This window comes from uncultured Draconibacterium sp., from assembly GCF_913060805.1.
GTDB lineage: Bacteria > Bacteroidota > Bacteroidia > Bacteroidales > Prolixibacteraceae > Draconibacterium.
Window position 1 is genome coordinate 55,563 of the sequence record NZ_CAJXTC010000007.1, and the last position, 16,664, is coordinate 72,226.

At 38.0% G+C, this 16,664-nt stretch carries 11 protein-coding genes; 8 read left to right on the plus strand and 3 right to left on the minus strand.

The genetic code is table 11. The features are described 5' to 3' along the window. Positions 1 to 17: 17 nt before the first annotated feature. The 3 genes from QZ576_RS05735 to QZ576_RS05745 form a co-directional block, all read right to left on the minus strand. Entirely contained in the window at positions 18 to 1,733 is a 1,716-nt protein-coding gene (locus tag QZ576_RS05735; protein ID WP_297094975.1) for a RagB/SusD family nutrient uptake outer membrane protein, read from the minus strand. Positions 1,734 to 1,751: 18 nt separating this feature from the next. Beyond that, a complete protein-coding gene (locus tag QZ576_RS05740) occupies positions 1,752 to 4,982 on the minus strand; it encodes a TonB-dependent receptor (RefSeq protein ID WP_297094977.1) in 3,231 nt (1,076 codons plus the stop codon). 397 nt (positions 4,983 to 5,379) lie between these two features. Continuing rightward, positions 5,380 to 8,250 (minus strand): two-component regulator propeller domain-containing protein, encoded by a 2,871-nt coding sequence (locus QZ576_RS05745; protein ID WP_297094979.1) that lies wholly within the window; start codon positions 8,248 to 8,250, stop codon positions 5,380 to 5,382. Between the two features lie 200 nt (positions 8,251 to 8,450). Here QZ576_RS05745 and QZ576_RS05750 point away from each other — a divergent pair, with 200 nt between their 5' ends. The 8 genes from QZ576_RS05750 to QZ576_RS05785 all read left to right on the plus strand — a co-directional run bounded on the left by QZ576_RS05750 (position 8,451) and on the right by QZ576_RS05785 (position 16,476). Continuing rightward, positions 8,451 to 8,723: a DUF493 family protein gene (locus QZ576_RS05750; RefSeq protein ID WP_297094981.1), complete on the plus strand. Its 273-nt coding sequence runs from the start codon at positions 8,451 to 8,453 to the stop codon at positions 8,721 to 8,723. 503 nt (positions 8,724 to 9,226) lie between these two features. Next, the gene (locus QZ576_RS05755; protein WP_297094983.1) at positions 9,227 to 9,349 is read left to right on the plus strand and encodes a hypothetical protein; all 123 of its coding nucleotides are present in this window, start codon (positions 9,227 to 9,229) and stop codon (positions 9,347 to 9,349) included. Between the two features lie 345 nt (positions 9,350 to 9,694). Beyond that, positions 9,695 to 10,903, plus strand: coding sequence for a site-specific integrase (locus QZ576_RS05760; RefSeq protein ID WP_297094986.1), 1,209 nt, complete (start codon positions 9,695 to 9,697; stop codon positions 10,901 to 10,903). A gap of 113 nt (positions 10,904 to 11,016) precedes the next feature. Beyond that, positions 11,017 to 11,775, plus strand: a complete 759-nt coding sequence (locus tag QZ576_RS05765; protein ID WP_297094988.1) for a metallophosphoesterase — start codon at positions 11,017 to 11,019, stop codon at positions 11,773 to 11,775. A gap of 70 nt (positions 11,776 to 11,845) precedes the next feature. Beyond that, positions 11,846 to 12,859: a hypothetical protein gene (locus QZ576_RS05770; RefSeq protein WP_297094990.1), complete on the plus strand. Its 1,014-nt coding sequence runs from the start codon at positions 11,846 to 11,848 to the stop codon at positions 12,857 to 12,859. Next, complete coding sequence (locus QZ576_RS05775) at positions 12,852 to 13,619, plus strand: hypothetical protein (protein WP_297094992.1); 768 nt, start codon at positions 12,852 to 12,854, stop codon at positions 13,617 to 13,619. Before QZ576_RS05770 ends, QZ576_RS05775 begins: the two co-directional genes overlap by 8 nt. Positions 13,620 to 14,739: 1,120 nt before the next feature. Next, complete coding sequence (locus tag QZ576_RS05780; RefSeq protein WP_297094994.1) at positions 14,740 to 15,348, plus strand: sigma-70 family RNA polymerase sigma factor; 609 nt, start codon at positions 14,740 to 14,742, stop codon at positions 15,346 to 15,348. Positions 15,349 to 15,393: 45 nt separating this feature from the next. Next, on the plus strand, positions 15,394 to 16,476 hold the full coding sequence (locus QZ576_RS05785) for a FecR family protein (protein WP_297094996.1): 1,083 nt from the start codon (positions 15,394 to 15,396) through the stop codon (positions 16,474 to 16,476). Positions 16,477 to 16,664 lie beyond the last annotated feature (188 nt).

Consider the following 16,664-nt stretch of genomic DNA (forward strand, 5'->3'; position numbering starts at 1 on the left):
ATTAAAATTAAAACCTGTTACCATCCAGGGTTTTGTTCATAAACTTCATTCGATAATCTCACTTCCGTTTCCGGAATTGGAACTAAACCTTTGGTTTCCGGTCTGTAGGTAACCGAGTAGTTTGCGTCGCTTCCTGAGTTTCTAACAGGTATTGTTTCGTTAAAAGCAGTATTTACGTCTCCCCAGCGAACAAGGTCGAACCAACGTAAAGCTTCAAAAGCCAATTCGTGCTTTCTTTCTTCTTTAAGCGCATCAAGAGAATAAGAAACAGGGTCTAATCCTGCTCTGGCTCTTACCTGGTTCATTCCGTCGGCAGTTCCGGTAACTTCAGAGTGCATGAGCAATACATCGGCAAAACGCATGAAAATAAAGTCTTGCGCGTGCATCAGCTGCATATCGGTATTTCCCCAGCCGTACAACTGAACAAACATACCCACGTTTGCCTGGTCGTCGTTGCTGTAATATTGAATAGAAGTATATTTCTTATTGAAAAATCCTGTTTCATGATCACCTTTGTCTCCAACGTAATCGCCGGTTCCCTGGTCGGCCTGACCAACCTGAAGGATCGAACCCAGTTTTCTTGGGTCGTTGTCATCCCATCCGGTAAACAAATTAGGATTAACAGTACACCATCCCCAGCCCTGACCAAAAGGTACTAAAGAGTTATCTCTAAGACCTGTGAACAAAGCGAGTCTGTTGGTATAAATATTTCCGTTCGACCATCCCCAGTCGCCGAAAGAGAATCGTTGTACGAACATCGACTCGTTATTTCCGCGACCAAAAGTTGGTGTGTGGCCATCCTGGCCTACCCACGATAGTCCGTTTTGGTGTGCCCATGGCAATACGGTTGTATCATTAGCGGCAATGTTTACGTACGAGTAAGGCCACAGATTTCTGAAATCATCAACCAGTCCGTAACCGCTATTAGCAATACAGTCATCTAAATAAGCTGCAACATTTGAAGAAGATACTGATCCACCTTCAACCAGTGGAAGATCGCTTGTAGCTTGTCCTTCAATATTGGTCATGTAACCGGTGTAGAACAAAAATACTCTTGCCATGTAAGCTTGTGCTACCCATTTGTTTGCATGTCCGTAATCCGCTTCCGGGATACTGTTGAACGGAACCGATGGCATAGTTTCGATAGCGAGTTTAAGATCTGATGCGATTTGTGCAAAAGTCTCGGTATAAGTGGCTCTTGGAACATCACGTGGTGCATCGAATGTAACGATTAAAGGTACACCACCAAAGAATTTCGCTAAGCGGAAATAGTAGAATGCACGCATAAACAGTGCTTCTCCAATTGCCTGATCTTTATAGCTTTGAGCTTCTTCAGGGCTGCTGAAATAGGCCGAGAAGTCAGCTTCTGCAGTTTTTTCGATAATGGCGCTTGCTCTTGAAATACCATTGTAGCATTGTACCCACATATCTCTGTAAGTATCTTCTGCCGGGTCTTCGAAATTGTCAACCCATTTTGCCGATTTATCATCAGCACCACCGCCGCCAAGCATTAAGTCTGACATTAAACTTGCAGCAACCGATTCGTTACTGTGCACGTTAGGCGTGTAGATTGCATTGTAAACCCCTGCCATTGCCTCCTTAATATCCTGAGGCGTGCTGTAAAAGGTTTCTAAACTTTTTCCGTATAGATTATCGGTATCCAGATAATCCTGACTACAACTCGTTGCAAGTACAAGGCCTGCAATGAATGTTATATATAATAGTTTTTTCATCATCATCAATTTTTAGAATTAAAAGGCAACACTTAGTCCAAACATCACTGTTCTTGGCAGTGGGTATAATCCCAGGTCAATTCCGGATGCCCAACCGGCATCGTGTCCGAAACGAACTTCAGGATCCATTCCATCGTAGCTTGTGAAAGTGTGCAGGTTGTTTACTGCTACGTAAGCTTTTAGCGTTGAAACAGCATCGAAACTTGAAAGTAATTTGCTGAAATCGTATCCAAATGTCAGGTTGTTGATTCTCACATAGTCTGCATCGTGCATGTAAATGTCAGAAACGTACTGCTGGTTACGGTTTGAAACAGAAGACAATCGTGGCATTCTGTCGGAAGTACCTTCGCCGTGCCAACGCTCAAAAACAGATGAGGTGTAGTTTTGTGTTGGACTATCAGCAAATGAACGGTACGACTGCATTACCTGCATTCCGAATTTTCCGGCCAAAGTGGTATTTACATAAAATCCTTTGTAAGCAAGGTTCAACTGCAATCCCATTTCAAAATCAGGATTAGGATTTCCGAGGTAACCTTTATCGTTTTCGTCGATAATACCATCCATGTTTTTATCTACAAAACGAACATCACCAGGGCGTTGGTCATTAAAATAAGGAGATCCGTCAGGACCAACATAAGCATCAACTTCGTCCTGATTCTGCAGAATACCATCTGTTTCGTATCCGTAGAAATAACCAATTGGGAATCCTTCTTCAACTCTTGAAACCTCTGCTGTACCTTGCGAAATTACGTGAGAAGGTCCGTGAATAATACCATCGGTATTGTCAATTCGTGTTACTTCGTTTTTGTTGTGAGCTCCGCTTAAAACAACGGTGTATTTAAAATCACCGATATTATCGTTCCAGTTCACTACCATTTCAAAACCTTTGTTCTCAATATCTCCACCATTGATAAATGGAGCACCGGCGCCTGAAGTACCCAAAATAGGTGCTACAACCAACCAGTCTTTTGTGGTTTTCTTGTACCAGTCTAAGGCAATACCCAATCTTGAATCCAATAATCTGGCATCAAGTCCGATGTTCAACTGCTCCGAAGTTTCCCAGGTTACATCCGGGTTTGGAACTTTTGAAGGATATGCTGTAGTTCCCGATACCGGTTTTGTATCTCCGAAGAAATAACCAGGGAAAGCATAAGTAATTTGCGACGAGTAAATAAAGTTGTCGATTGACTGGTTACCGTTCTGTCCCCAGCTTAAACGCACTTTTGCGAAATCAAGAAAGTCTGAAGTGCTTTCCATAAAGTCTTCGCTGGTAAGTACCCATCCTGCTGAAACTGATGGGAAATATCCCCAACGGTTTCCTTTGGCAAAGTTAGAAGAACCATCAGCACGCATTGTTACCGATAGCAAGTATTTCTCCTGGTAATTGTATTGTGCTCTTGCCATGTACGACATTAAACCACCGCCGCCGGCAGCCCAGTCAGCTCCCCATGTATTGATTTCGCTGATTGAAGAAGGACTTTCGGTATTGTTAATGTATGCGTAGCGAGGATCGCCGGGGAATAATAAATTATTTCTTGATCCGCCAACTTCCATATTAACGTCGTTCTGAAGTAGCTCATAACCAACCAAACCTGTAATATCATGATCTCCAAACTTACGATCGTATGAAAGTGTGGTTGTCCATGTCCAGTTACTTCCCAGGTATTGGTTTTGAGAAGCTCCGTCGGTAGCATCAGTATAAAGCGTACCTAATCGGTAAGTAGGGTTCATCGATCTGCCCCAACCAAACCATGCATCCAATCCGTAAGAAGATCTTAATTTTAAGTCTTTAATAGGTTCAACTATTGCGTACACGTTTCCAACAACGCGGTTTCCTTTTCCATAATTGTAATTTGTAGCATAGTACATCGAGGCAATTGGGTTGGTAGCCTGGTTTACGTCATCCATGGTTGGCGTAAAACCAAATTCGTTGATGTTATTATCAATCGCCGGTTGCCAGTAAGCAGGCATTAACGGGTGCTGAACCAGTGCGTTGTGCAAGTCATTCCAGTAAATGTTACCGGTCCGGGCACTTCTGTTTTCAGTATTGGTATAGGTGATATTTTCACCAACAGTAATAATGTTGTGATTCTTATTCTTTTTCAATACCATTTCTGTATTTAATCGCGCTGTCAATCTTTTGTATCCGGCATCAGTAATTTCGCTTCCGATAATACTTTTTTGGTCGAAATACGAAACACCTGCAGAGTAGGTAATGTCTTTACTTCCTCCGGTGATGTTTAAAGCATGACTTTGCATTGGAACATTACTACTGGTAATTTCATCTATCCAGTTAGTGCCTTCCCAACCGTTTTGAAGAGCTCCCCAAACGTCGTTACCTAGCTGATCTGCCAGTGCGTCGCCATAGTTGCTTCTAAGCCAGTTGTTTCCTGTAATTTCTTTTTGCCAATCAATCGGAGCCTTGCCATCGTTCACAAAACCTTCATCCATAATGTACATGTACTCCTGGGCAGTTAACGGATCCAGGTTTTTATAGATATTCTGAATACCATAATAAGCGTCGTAAGTAATTTTTGCTGGTCGGTCTTCGCTACCTTTTACAGTGGTTACCAACACAACACCGTTTGCCGCTCTCGAACCATAAATGGCTGCCGATGCCGCATCTTTTAATACATCAATCGACTGAATGTCAGAAGGACTCAAATAGTCAATGTCGCCAACTGCAACACCGTCAACAATGTATAAAGGATTCGAATTACCAATGGTTCCTAAACCACGAATAGTTACCCTGGTTCCTGCGCCTGGCGCACCATTGTTACGTGTAATACTAATACCGGCAGCAACACCTTGCAAAGCTTCCATTGCTGAACCTGTATTCAGTTCGGCAATATCTTCACCTTTTACATTTAAGTTTGCACCAGTGGTTAAAGCTTTCTTTTGTACACCATAACCAACAACAACAACTTCATCAACGTTAAACAAATCGGGCTCGAGTTGTACGTTAATCTCAGTTTTTCCTTCTACACCGATAACCTGTGGTTTCATTCCGATATACGAATACACAAGCATTGCATTTGATGGTACTGTCAGTTCATAATTACCATCAAAGTCGGTTACTGTTCCGTCTGTGGTTCCTTGAACTGTGATAGTCACCCCCGGCAGGGGTTGATTATCTTCAGAAGAGGTTACCGTACCTTTCAGAACAACTTCCTGGGCAAAAGCCCCCAAGACGAAAAATGTACCCACGAATAACATGAGCATTTTTCTCATTACTAGTTTTTCTTTCATAGATCTAATTTTGATAATAGTTTTAATAGTAGATACTGAAAGCTCACACACTAAATGTGAAATTTCAATACTTCGTTCTTCAAATTCATGTGAAATAAAATGCAGGAGGTTCTAATAAGACCAAGCTTTAGTTTCATAGAAATAGTGATTAGTTAAAAATTTATTGTTTTAGCTTCCCAAAAGAGGGATTCTCAAGTTTATGACGGCAAATATTTCAACTAGAAAGCTAAATTCCCAATAAAATAGCATCACAATAATTTCTCACATGTATTTCTGAACTACATCAAAAATACATCACAAAAAATTTAAGTATCAGAAAATGAGTAGTATAAAAATTTTAATATAAGGTTAATAGTACCTCATAGCAAATTGTATTATACAACAGAAAATCTATTTATTATAAGTTTATAAGAAATGTTGAAAGGTTTATTTCTCGCGAGAGTTCAAGTTTTTTGCGAAGGCGATAACGGCTGATTTCAACACCGCGATCGGAGATATTTAACAAGGTAGCAATCTCTTTTGTCGACATGTTCATTCGAATGTAAGCACAAAGTCGCAAATCTTTTGGCGACAAGTGAGGGAACTTGTCTTTTAAACGATCAAAGAAATCAGCATGTACTTCTTCAAAATAACTCTCGAATATCTGGTTCTGATTTTGATTGTCGATTTCCTTGTCGATACGTTTTTTAAGTATCGCCATTTTTGTTTTAACCGCTCCGTCAGAAGTTTCATTCGAAACCCGTTTAAGTTCCTCGTTAATCTTCATCAGGAACTTATTTTTATTTACAATACTAAGCGTTTGGTTGGCCAGCTCTTTATCCAGCGAAAGTTTCTGAGCCTGCAACTTTTCGTTTTTTAAGCGAATGATCTCTTTTTCGGCGATCAACGATTGGTCTTTAAATTCTTGTTCTTTTTTGCGCAGCGCCTTTTCGTGCTTTTTGCGTTCCCTTTGTTTCGATTTCTCGAAACGCCGATTAATAAACCAAGCCACAATTAGCACCAAAATAAATACAATGAAAATATAGATGTAAACGGCTGTTTTCGACCGGTGCCACGGAGGCGTGATGACAAATGAAAATTGGGCTTCGTTACTTTCAATACCAAAACTGTTTCGGGCTTTTACCCGAAATATATAGTCGTTTTCCGGAAGGTTGGTTAAATCGCGGTAGTTATCGTTCGACCACGATGACCATGAATCGGAGTAATTATCGATAAAGTAACTAAATTCCAACTGTTCGGGATTCTGATAAAAAGGTGCTGAAAATTTAAAACGAAAAGCATTTTTCTGATAAGGAAATTTGATGGGCTCCACACCTTCTTTTGGATACACGACAGTGTCGAGGTTGGGAACATCTACCTGCGTTATAAAACATTTAAACGGCTGGTCGTGGCGAGTTACAATTCGCGAAGAATAATGTGCAAAGCCGTTTTCGGTGGCAAATATTACGTTATTTAAATCGTACACATATAAAAACTCCCATTCGCGCACCAGTTTGTTGCGTAATTGCCGAAACGGAGTAGTAATTTTAGTGTAGCTGGTATCGTCGTTTTTGTGCAGAACACCTACCTCGTTTTCGGCAATGTACCAGTAATTTCCCTGGAAATCTTTTTCCACATATTTCAGCCGGTTATCCAGGTCGAACATTTCATTTAAACGTGTATTTTCTTCAAACCGATCATTAGCCGCATTGTAGCTGTAAATTCCGTTAACTGTTGATATATACCACGAATCGTCGATTCTGAGAAGCACATTCATCAGGTTTGATGGAAGGCCATCTTTTGCACCGTACAGTTTTATATTGGTGGCCGAATCGCGGCTGGCATTTAGCGTAACACGAAATACACCCTTGGCTCCGTGGCTAATCCAGATATCTCCGTTTTTATCTTCCGACAGAAAACGGCTTGACTCGTAAAAACCGGCTATTTCATGCAGAAATCTCCATTCATTATTTTCGAAATGATATAATGATAGGCCGGAAAATTTACCTCCAATTGCATAATCCGGTTCATTTTTTAGCTGGATAAATGTCCATCCTCCCGGTTCATCATTAATCAGGCGTGCCTGTCTTCCGTTTACAACAAAAGTTCCCAGATTGTGACCACACAATAACTGACCGTTCAATACTTTCAGGCTCCAAACCTGTCCCTCCGTTCCGGGAACTATTTTAAAAGGTTCGGTGCCATTTTGCCCGACAGATGAAAATGGCCGGGTAAAAAGTCCCTGGTTGGTGCCCAGATAAAGAATATTATTTTGAATGACGGAACAGTAACCGGTGCCAATATCTTCGGAGCGGGAGGTATAACTTATCGGAGAATTTAATTCCACGTAATCGATACCATTATCGAGGCCCAGCCACAAGTTGCCCGATCGATCGTTGCTAAGGCTTAGTATCGTGTTGTTTTGCAGACCGTTATTCCGGTTTAAATGCTGAATGATTTCGCCGTCGGAATTCGCAATAATCAGCCCGTTCAATATGGTACCAATGGCCAGGTTGTTCCCATTAAGTTTAACGCCGCAGTACAAAACATCATTTTCGGTTTGTGTGTTGGCAGGAACATCCCACTTTTGGAGTTTCCCATTTTTATATTCGAACCATCCTGATTGAGAAGTTCCAATAAGCAAGTGATTTTCGAAAAAACTAACCATTGATTGAATTTCATGGTCTTTCAACTCATCGGCCCACGGCACTTTATTTACAAAACCGTTGATATATTCAAATAAACCTACTCCGGGTTCGTGAAAAAAGAGTCGGTTGTTGATATAGAAAGAATAATAAAATGCCCTTTCAGGTTTTAGAATATTTATTTTGCCATCGTTGTAAATAAAAATATACTGATAAGATTGAAATACAATTCCATACTGTGTGTCGTAAATTTTCCAAATAACATCAGGGCCGGGAATCTCGTCCGGAATTTTATCGAGTAAACTTGTAAATGCCGGACCGTTTGCTGATGCGGGATCAAAAATTCCAAAATCGTCGTCCATTCCTATGTAAATCACACCATCGTCATCAATACATACCGAGCGAATATTTGAAGTAGACGACACGTTGTACACATCCCAGTTCCGTCCGTCGAAACGTAGTAAACCAAGATTATTGGCGAAGTACATAAAACCATTGGGATCTTGTGCCACACCCCAGTTTTGCGTTCCTGCATTATAAACTGCTTTCGGATAAATTAGAATATTAGGGACTCCAATCCTTTTAACTTGTCCAAAAGCAAGCGCGGGGAAAATGAATATCAGTATGAGTAAAATCTTTTTCAAATCTCAGGTTTGTTGGTAGAATAATAAATTAAAATCAGTTCCTAAAATACAATATTAATATCAAGTGGTGAAATTTGGCGAAAAATCTAATCTTTGCGCCAGATTTCAGGTTGCTGAACATTGGTATCGATTCAAGATTTTTGGTTTTAAAGTGAACGAAAATAAATGTTTGGCTGTATTAGTAAATGGAAGAGAAAAATATGAATATTGATAAATATAAAAATCTGCGTTACCGGCTAATGGAAACAGAAAGCTGGCCACTGAAATATATGTTTAAGTTTATTACGCCTAATGAAGAGGGGAAAGTTGATCAGGTAAAAGCTTTGCTGCCCAAAGAAGGTGAGGTAACTTTTAAGCATACAGCAAGCCTTAAACATGTATCGGTTACCTGTGTGGCGCTTATGGAATCGGCCGATAAAATTGTAGAGATCACCGAAAAGGTGGACAAGATTGAAGGGGTGATTGTGCTTTAAGATTAACTGTAAATCTTGCATAAAAAAAAGCAGCTATATTTTGTACCTGCTTTTCTGTGGGCCCACTTGGGTGGTCCCTTTGACCGTTTTTTCCAACTAGAAAGGTCTGGAGAAGTTGGTGCTGGAGCATCTTATAAATTGATTGGCTCATAAATGGCTCAATTGGCTCATAAATGATTCAATATGGACTCAAAAAGAATCGCGCCATAACTGTACAAAATTCAATTATGAATACCTCAGAGAAAAAGGATCACCCGTAGAATGTTTGATATACCATGAATATGTCCGATAAGTGGTTATAAATTATTGGATATTCGGTGAAACCAAAAAATGCACGCTAATGTTGGAAAACAAAATTACTTACCAATCAGCTTGGTTGTGTTGAGTTTAATGAGCAAATAGGTTTTTCAGTCGGCAAATGCATTGTTGGTTGATTATTAATATAATAAACCTAAAATTGCACAATAAACCAAGTGGGTATATTGTGCAAAAATATGTTTATCATGAAAACTCTTCAGGAATATATAAAGGAAGTCCTCGGTGAAACACTGGTTGTGAACCGGTTACCTGAAAACGAGGTAGCTAAACTTCCAATGTATGTAACCCCTTTGTATACCAGCAAATAAAAAGAATCCTTTCTTTAGATTAAACACGCCAAATCTCTGTTCAGTCCCGAAAATGCTTCCTTCAACATTTTCGGAAAATTTTGTTGTACCCATGTTTTTCCCGACTAAAAAACGAAAAGCACCTCCATCGCTGAAAGTGCCTTGTTTATTAGGGTGGGCCCACCTGGGCTTGAACCAGGGACCCCCTGATTATGAGCGGGAAAAATTTCTTTTTCATCAATTTTCATTTGTCTGTATATATGAGAAAATCAGATATTTAGATGATTTTTGTTTTGAGACCAAATGGTATTTATTTACCTTTATTTGACCATTTGTTGTACCTATGTTGTACCCTAATTTGATGAAATGATTAGTATTAAAACTGTTTTAAGAAAGAAGAAATTACTTACGGGTAAGTACCCCATTTTTTTAAGAATTACCATGAATCGGAAGTCGATATTTTTCCGTACTCCGTATACCTCTTTTGAGAATGAGTGGGACGCTAACCAAGGCATGTTTACAGTAAAAGCGACCGACCACCTACATAAAAACAGGTTACTGTTTAAGTTTATGGACAGAGCCACAAGTGTGATTACCGAGTTGGAGCAAGAAAAAGGGTATTATACACTGGAAGAAGTAGAGGGTGCATTGCGTTTAGAAACCAATCCAAACAGCAAATTGTTGTACCCGTTTTGGGAAGAAATAATTGCAGAACAGAGGCTGGCCGGTAGAACTGGCAACGCAAGGGTGCATGCCGAGGTCCTGACCTCTGTAAAAAGGTTCAGAAATGGCAAAGAGTTAACTTTCTTTCAAATTACTCCTGAATTTCTGGAAAAGTATGAAGTTTGGTTGCGCTCGCGTGGTGGAACGGGTGGCGGTATAGGAGTAAAAATGAGATGTATACGTGCTCTTTTTAATACGGCAATAAGGCGCGGATTAGTAAAGGATAATCTTTATCCGTTCCGTGTTTATAAAGTTTCAAAACATAAATCAAATGGAGTAAAGAGGGCTATAAGTATAGAAGACATTCATAAAATTGCCGGTTTTGATCTAAGCGAACATCCAACATTAATCGATTATCGAAACTATTTTGTATTTAGCTTTTTCACACGAGGGATGAATTTTGCCGATATGATGACTTTAGAATGGAATGATATTGTAGATGATAAAATTTACTATGTCCGTTCAAAGACAAAAAGTAAGTTTCAGATTAAAATACTTCCTCCTGCCCAAAAAATTATTGATTACTATAGGGCTCAAAATCGCGGGACTAAATATGTGTTCCCAATTTTGCTTCAGGATAAAATGACCTTTTCTCATTTGGAGAACCGCAAAAGAAAAATGCTAAAAAGATATAATAACAGGTTGAAGGAAATTGGTGAAGTATGTGAAATTACAAAACCACTGTCAAGCTATGTGGCACGGCACAGTTATGCCAACTGCCTAAAGCAAAAAGGCATAGCAACCGATATTATTAGTGAATCACTTGGGCATCAGAATTTGGCTATTACCCAAGCTTATTTGAAAGAGTTAGACAATACATTGGTTGATGAAGCGATGGAAGTATTATTGTAAAAATTAGAATACTTTTACACCGATGAAACGAGCATGGAAGTACTTCGCATAAAAGAAAGTAGTTAAAATGCGAGTTCCATGTGATACCTCTGAAAATAAACAATTTTAATCACGTGAAAATACAATATTGCTCAGATTTACATTTGGAGTTTCCAGAGAATAAGAAGTATTTATTGGAGAACCCAATAACGCCAGGTGGAGATATTCTTATATTGGCTGGCGACATTGTACCTTTTAAGGTTATGAATGAGCACAATGATTTCTGGGATTATGTATCATCTAATTTTCGTTACACATATTGGGTGCCGGGCAATCATGAATATTATTATTCAGAGATAGGAGAACGTTCGGGAAAGTTCGTTGAAAAAATACGCAGCAATGTTCTTTTGGTTAACAATACTTCATTTGTACACGATGGTGTGAGATTAATTTTCACAACGCTGTGGACTGCTTTGTCGGGAGTTAATCAATTTGCGATACAACAACAACTATCCGATTTCAGGGTGATAAAAAACAAAGGTCGTGTATTTGCCCCGGATGACTATAATCAAATACATAACTCTTGCTTGAGTTATCTAAAGCAAGAATTAGCTAAAAATAATTGCGAGCAAACCATAGTGGTAACCCATCATGTTCCAACAATGCTAAATTATCCCGAGAAATATAAAGGCAGTATCTTAAATGCGGCTTTCGCTGTTGAGTTACATGATTTAATCGCGGATTCGGATATTGATTGCTGGATATTTGGTCACCATCATCAGAATGGTTCTGATTTTACGGTTGGAAAGACAAAACTACTTACCTGCCAGCTTGGTTATGTTGAGTTTAATGAGCATATAGGTTTTTCAGCTGGCAAATGCATTGTTGTTTGATTATTAATATAATAAACCTATATTTGCACAATAAACTTAGTAGGTTTATTGTGCAAAAGACAAGTTTATCATGAAAACACTTCTGGAATATATAAAGGAAGTCCTCGGTGAAACAATTGTTGTGAACCGATTGCCAGAATACGAGATGTCGAAACTTCCGATGTATGTAAGCCAAATGTATAGGATTTATACAACCAGACTTTTAGGAATGGAGTTGGTATTGGCACAACTTATTGATGAAGAAAATATATCAATTGCCCAAACAGAAAAGCAGATAAGAAATCTAAGAAATCTATTCAATAAAACCGTAGTTCTTTTACTCGACCATGTGGTGTCATATAACCGCATCAGGCTAATAAGAAAGAAAGTGAATTTTATTGTGCCAGGGAAACAAGTTTTTTTGCCAGAAATGTTGGTTGACTTAAAGGACGGGAACACCACAAAAAGCTCATTTAAAGAAAAACAGAAATTAATACCATCAGCACAAGTTATTGTACTGTGCCAGATTTTAGGATTAAGCGAGTCGTGGGATATTGAGCAGAAGCCTTTTAAAGAAATAGCTTTAAAATTGAATTATTCTCCAATGGCAATTAGCAAAGCAGTTGAGAATCTTCAGGCACTTGACTTAGTAACAGTTGCTGGTGAAAAAGAAAAATTCGTTCAATTCAATTACGAAAAGGTAAAGCTTTGGGAAAAAATTGATGAAAATGACTTCTGGAATTATCCGGTGTTTAAACGTGTTTATATCGATTCATTACCTCCAGGGATAAAAACATGGGACTGCAACACATCTGCCTTACCTGAATACTCAGATATGAATCCGAGCCGACAAAATTATGTGGCTATAGGAAGAACAGAATACAATAGATTGAACAAACAAAACTTGCTTCGAAATGCCAATCCTACAGAAGGAAACTATTGTATAGAAGTCTGGAAATATAACCCAGGGATTTTAGCAGATGCAGCAATTTTTACAGAGCAGACAGTTGATCCTTTATCTTTGTATTTGACTTTGAAAAGTACACCGGACGAAAGGATTGAAATGGCATTGGAACAAATAAAAGAGAAATACATTTATGGTTAGAGGGCTGGAAATATTCAAAGAGTATTTTAAAGACTATTCTGAAAATTATATAATTATCGGAGGTACGGCATGCGATGTAATTATTGACAATGCCGGATTTGAAGCCAGAGCTACTAGAGACATCGATATAATATTAATCGTCGAAGCTTTATCTAAAGAATTCGTTCAAAAGTTTTGGGAATTCATTAATGATGGTGACTATGAACGGAGAGAAAAAAGTGAAGATGAACGAAAATACTATCGTTTTATTAAGCCAAAAACTGTTGGTTTCCCTCTTCAAATTGAACTCTTTTCTAAGATTCCCGATTTGATGGACCTGGACGGCGAGCCTCAGTTAACTCCCATTCCTGTTGATGATGATTTGTCAAGTCTTTCAGCAATTTTGATGGACGACGAATATTATAAGTTCACCATCGATAATAGCAAGAAGGAAGAAGGTGCCCACTTTGCAGGAACAGAAGCTTTAATTTGCTTAAAAGCAAAAGCATTTCTGGATTTATCGCAACGAAAACTGGAGGGAGAGAAAATTGACGGTCGGAACATCAGAAAACACAAAACAGATATATTTCGATTGGCTGTACTTCTGCCAGCAGAGCACAAGGTTGAATTACCGACCGGAATAAAAAGCGATCTTAAGACATTCGTTGACTCAATTTCCAAAGAATTGCCCGACAATGCAATTTTTAAACAAATGGGCATGGGGGCTATCGATGCAGAACCAGTTTTCCAACAAATAAAAATTATCTTTTCTTTAGATTAAACACACCAAATCTCAGTTCAACCCCGTAAACACTTCCTTCAACATTTTCGGAAAATTTTCAAAAGGAAAAGAAATAAATAATGAATGGAAAAGGCGGAAGTGTTGATGTGGGATTTCAAAAAGTTTTAACCGGAGTCTACGCAGGTTAATTCATTTTGAAATTAGGATAGTGCGATGGCAGAAATTAACTCTTCCGTTTTTGGAATGAATGGCTTTATGTCGGAAGCTTTTGAAAACCCGGAGGGCTTGTTTTTCGAAAATGTAAGTATTTTATGAGAGGGGTTGGTCCCTTTTATTGCCAATCTGTTGTCGACAGTATATGATCTTACACAAAACAGAATAGTTCAATTTGTTTTTTTTACTGGCCATGACAACTACCCTTAAATCCTAAACAAACTTTGAACAATTTTCTTTACGTCCAGAACAAGGACAGGATTTATTTTGCAATGTTCTAGTTATCAGTGATTTTGTCAGTCTGTTTCTCTAATGGTCCCTTTTAGGTAACTCTATAATTACTTGTTGTTTAATAATTCAAATATCGTTTAAATATACCAAATTTTATGGAGATGTGATAACATGATTTCAAGATTATTGGGAAATTGTTGATTAGAAAGTAGATTCATCCACCTATGTTTTCTAATTTAACTAATTCAGATGAATAAGCTTGATTGGCATAATAGATCTCGTAATTAATTATCTCAAGTATAAATATTTTAATTCTTCAGGAATTCAATCTTAGGAAATAGCTTCAATAAGACATAAATCCGTTAACCATTTAATTTTAATTGAGACTGGTGAAACAGAAACCAAACTCCTGCATTTAAAGAGCATACTTATTTCTAAGCATTATGTTCAGCCATTTTGAAAGATCCTGGTTAAATTGTAATAAAAAACAATTTTTTAAAAAAAAATATTACTCTGGCAATTGAATATTGTTTGTATATATTTGCATGCTGTAATATGCAGTTTAACAGATGTTTGTGTTGCGCGGTGTATTAAGAAAGTTTTCATTTTTGTGTTAGTTTAGAGTTCTGTCGATAAATTAATTGAACTTTTTTTGATTTTGGATAGTACAGTTAGATTACACTTGCATTTATAAGTCAAACTAAATTAGTAGAACTTGTCTAGAACTGAAAGCGATATCCGGATATGGCAGAATTTTAGGAAGGGGCACAAGGTGGCTTTTCAAAAAATTTACTTCGATCATTATCGATTTTTATATAACTACTGCCGTAAGTTTACGTCTGATACTTCTCTTGTTGAAGATCTGATACAAGATTTATTTATAAATATTTTGGTTCGAAAAGACCGGTTAAGCGATACGGATAATATTCGCCTGTATTTGCTTTGTTCCATACGTAGAAGGCTGTTTAAAGCCTTGAACGACAAGGTGCATAAAGTTACAGATTTGTTCGATCCTCTTAATCCGGATTTTAGTTTTGATGAAGGTATTGAACCTGCGTTTGGCGAAAATGAAGAGGAGAACAGAACGTTGAAAGTACTCTTCAAATCAGTGAATAATCTTGGTGCCCGCCAAAAGGAAATTATTTACATGAAATATTTTTCAGGTTTAAATAATAAAGAAATTGCAGAAGTACTTGGTGTATCGTATCAAACAGTGCGAAATACCTTGTGTAATGCGCTTAAGAATATCCGTAAAGATTTTGATAATGAGCAACCAAAAGGAAAAATGATAGTGCTCCTGAATTTATTTCTGAAAATGGGATAGTACAATACTGAAGATTCTCTATTTTACTGATAAAGAAAGATTTTAATGCAAAGGAAATATACAGATATCGATGATTTTTTGTTTAGTGAAAACTACAACGAGTATGTCATTAAAGAGTCGGTTAGGCAGCAAAAGAAATGGAAAGCTTACTTTAAAGAGTTTCCTGATACAAAATATGCTGCCACGCAAGCTCGCAAAATAATACTTGGATTAGATTCGATGGAGGATTATACTTCTCTAAAAGAAATTCCTGATGTAAAACTTCATAATCAGTTTGAAGATACCTGGAGTAAGTACCGTGGCGAAAAATCGAAGACCGTTTTATTAAAAACATCAAAGGTTATTTATCGCAGCGTGGCGGCAGCAGCTGCAGTTGTTTTCCTAATGATATCATTTACGCTGGTTAATAATTATATCAGCAACAAAAATACAGCACCCGAATATTTTGGAATTTATGTTCCAACAGCTGAACAAAGCAGACTTACACTTCCTGATGGAACTAAAGTTTGGGTGAACTCAGAAACTGAGATAAAATACTCAAACCAGTTTAACACCAAAGAACGCGATATTATTCTGTTAGGCGAAGCTTATTTCGAAGTTGCGCACAACGAAAAGCTCCCCTTTAATGTAATTGCAAACGGTGCAAAAATTAAGGTTACTGGTACTAAATTTAATGTAAAAGGATATGGGGATGACGATAGTGTTGAAACCGTCTTGCTTGAAGGCAGAGTTGAACTAAGCCGTGTGGGAGATAAGTCGGGAAACAGTATTGAATTAGAACCAGGAGATAAGGCAACTTTAAATCTAGAAGATAGCAAAGTGTTAATTTCGCGCGAGGATGTTCTGGATGTTATTGCCTGGAAAGATGGCAAGATGGTATTTCGGAATATTCCTTTACACGAAGTTTGCAAGACGTTACAGCGACATTTTGATGCAGATATCGTTTTAGCAGGTGATGCTGAGAATTTATACAATCATCCATTTACGTTTACCATCGAAAACGAAACTCTCCCAATGATACTCGAATATTTATGCAAGGCTGCACCTCTTATGTACAATACAAAATATATTGATGAAGACGGGCAGAATGGAATTGAAAAGATTGAATATATAGTGAGTGCCAGATAGATTAGCCATACAAGGTTTGGCAACAAAAAAACTAAAAATACATACAGCGAGATAAGCATAGTGCCTTTTTTGGGCATTAAAGTATCTCATAAAACCAAATTAAGAACTAAAAGACTTACCAATGAAATAATACCTAAAAAAACGAAATGGAAAGTGCACCACCACCTTCCATCTCAGATCTGAATTTT

Bases quoted from the DNA above. Each gene is read 5' to 3' on its own strand.
- QZ576_RS05755 (WP_297094983.1), top strand. From the start codon at position 9,227: ATGAAAACTCTTCAGGAATATATAAAGGAAGTCCTCGGTGAAACACTG.
- QZ576_RS05750 (WP_297094981.1), top strand. From the start codon at position 8,451: ATGAATATTGATAAATATAAAAATCTGCGTTACCGGCTAATGGAAACA.
- QZ576_RS05735 (WP_297094975.1), bottom strand. From the start codon at position 1,733: ATGAAAAAACTATTATATATAACATTCATTGCAGGCCTTGTACTTGCA.
- QZ576_RS05775 (WP_297094992.1), top strand. From the start codon at position 12,852: ATGGTTAGAGGGCTGGAAATATTCAAAGAGTATTTTAAAGACTATTCT.
- QZ576_RS05770 (WP_297094990.1), top strand. From the start codon at position 11,846: ATGAAAACACTTCTGGAATATATAAAGGAAGTCCTCGGTGAAACAATT.
- QZ576_RS05740 (WP_297094977.1), bottom strand. From the start codon at position 4,982: ATGAAAGAAAAACTAGTAATGAGAAAAATGCTCATGTTATTCGTGGGT.
- QZ576_RS05760 (WP_297094986.1), top strand. From the start codon at position 9,695: ATGATTAGTATTAAAACTGTTTTAAGAAAGAAGAAATTACTTACGGGT.
- QZ576_RS05785 (WP_297094996.1), top strand. From the start codon at position 15,394: ATGCAAAGGAAATATACAGATATCGATGATTTTTTGTTTAGTGAAAAC.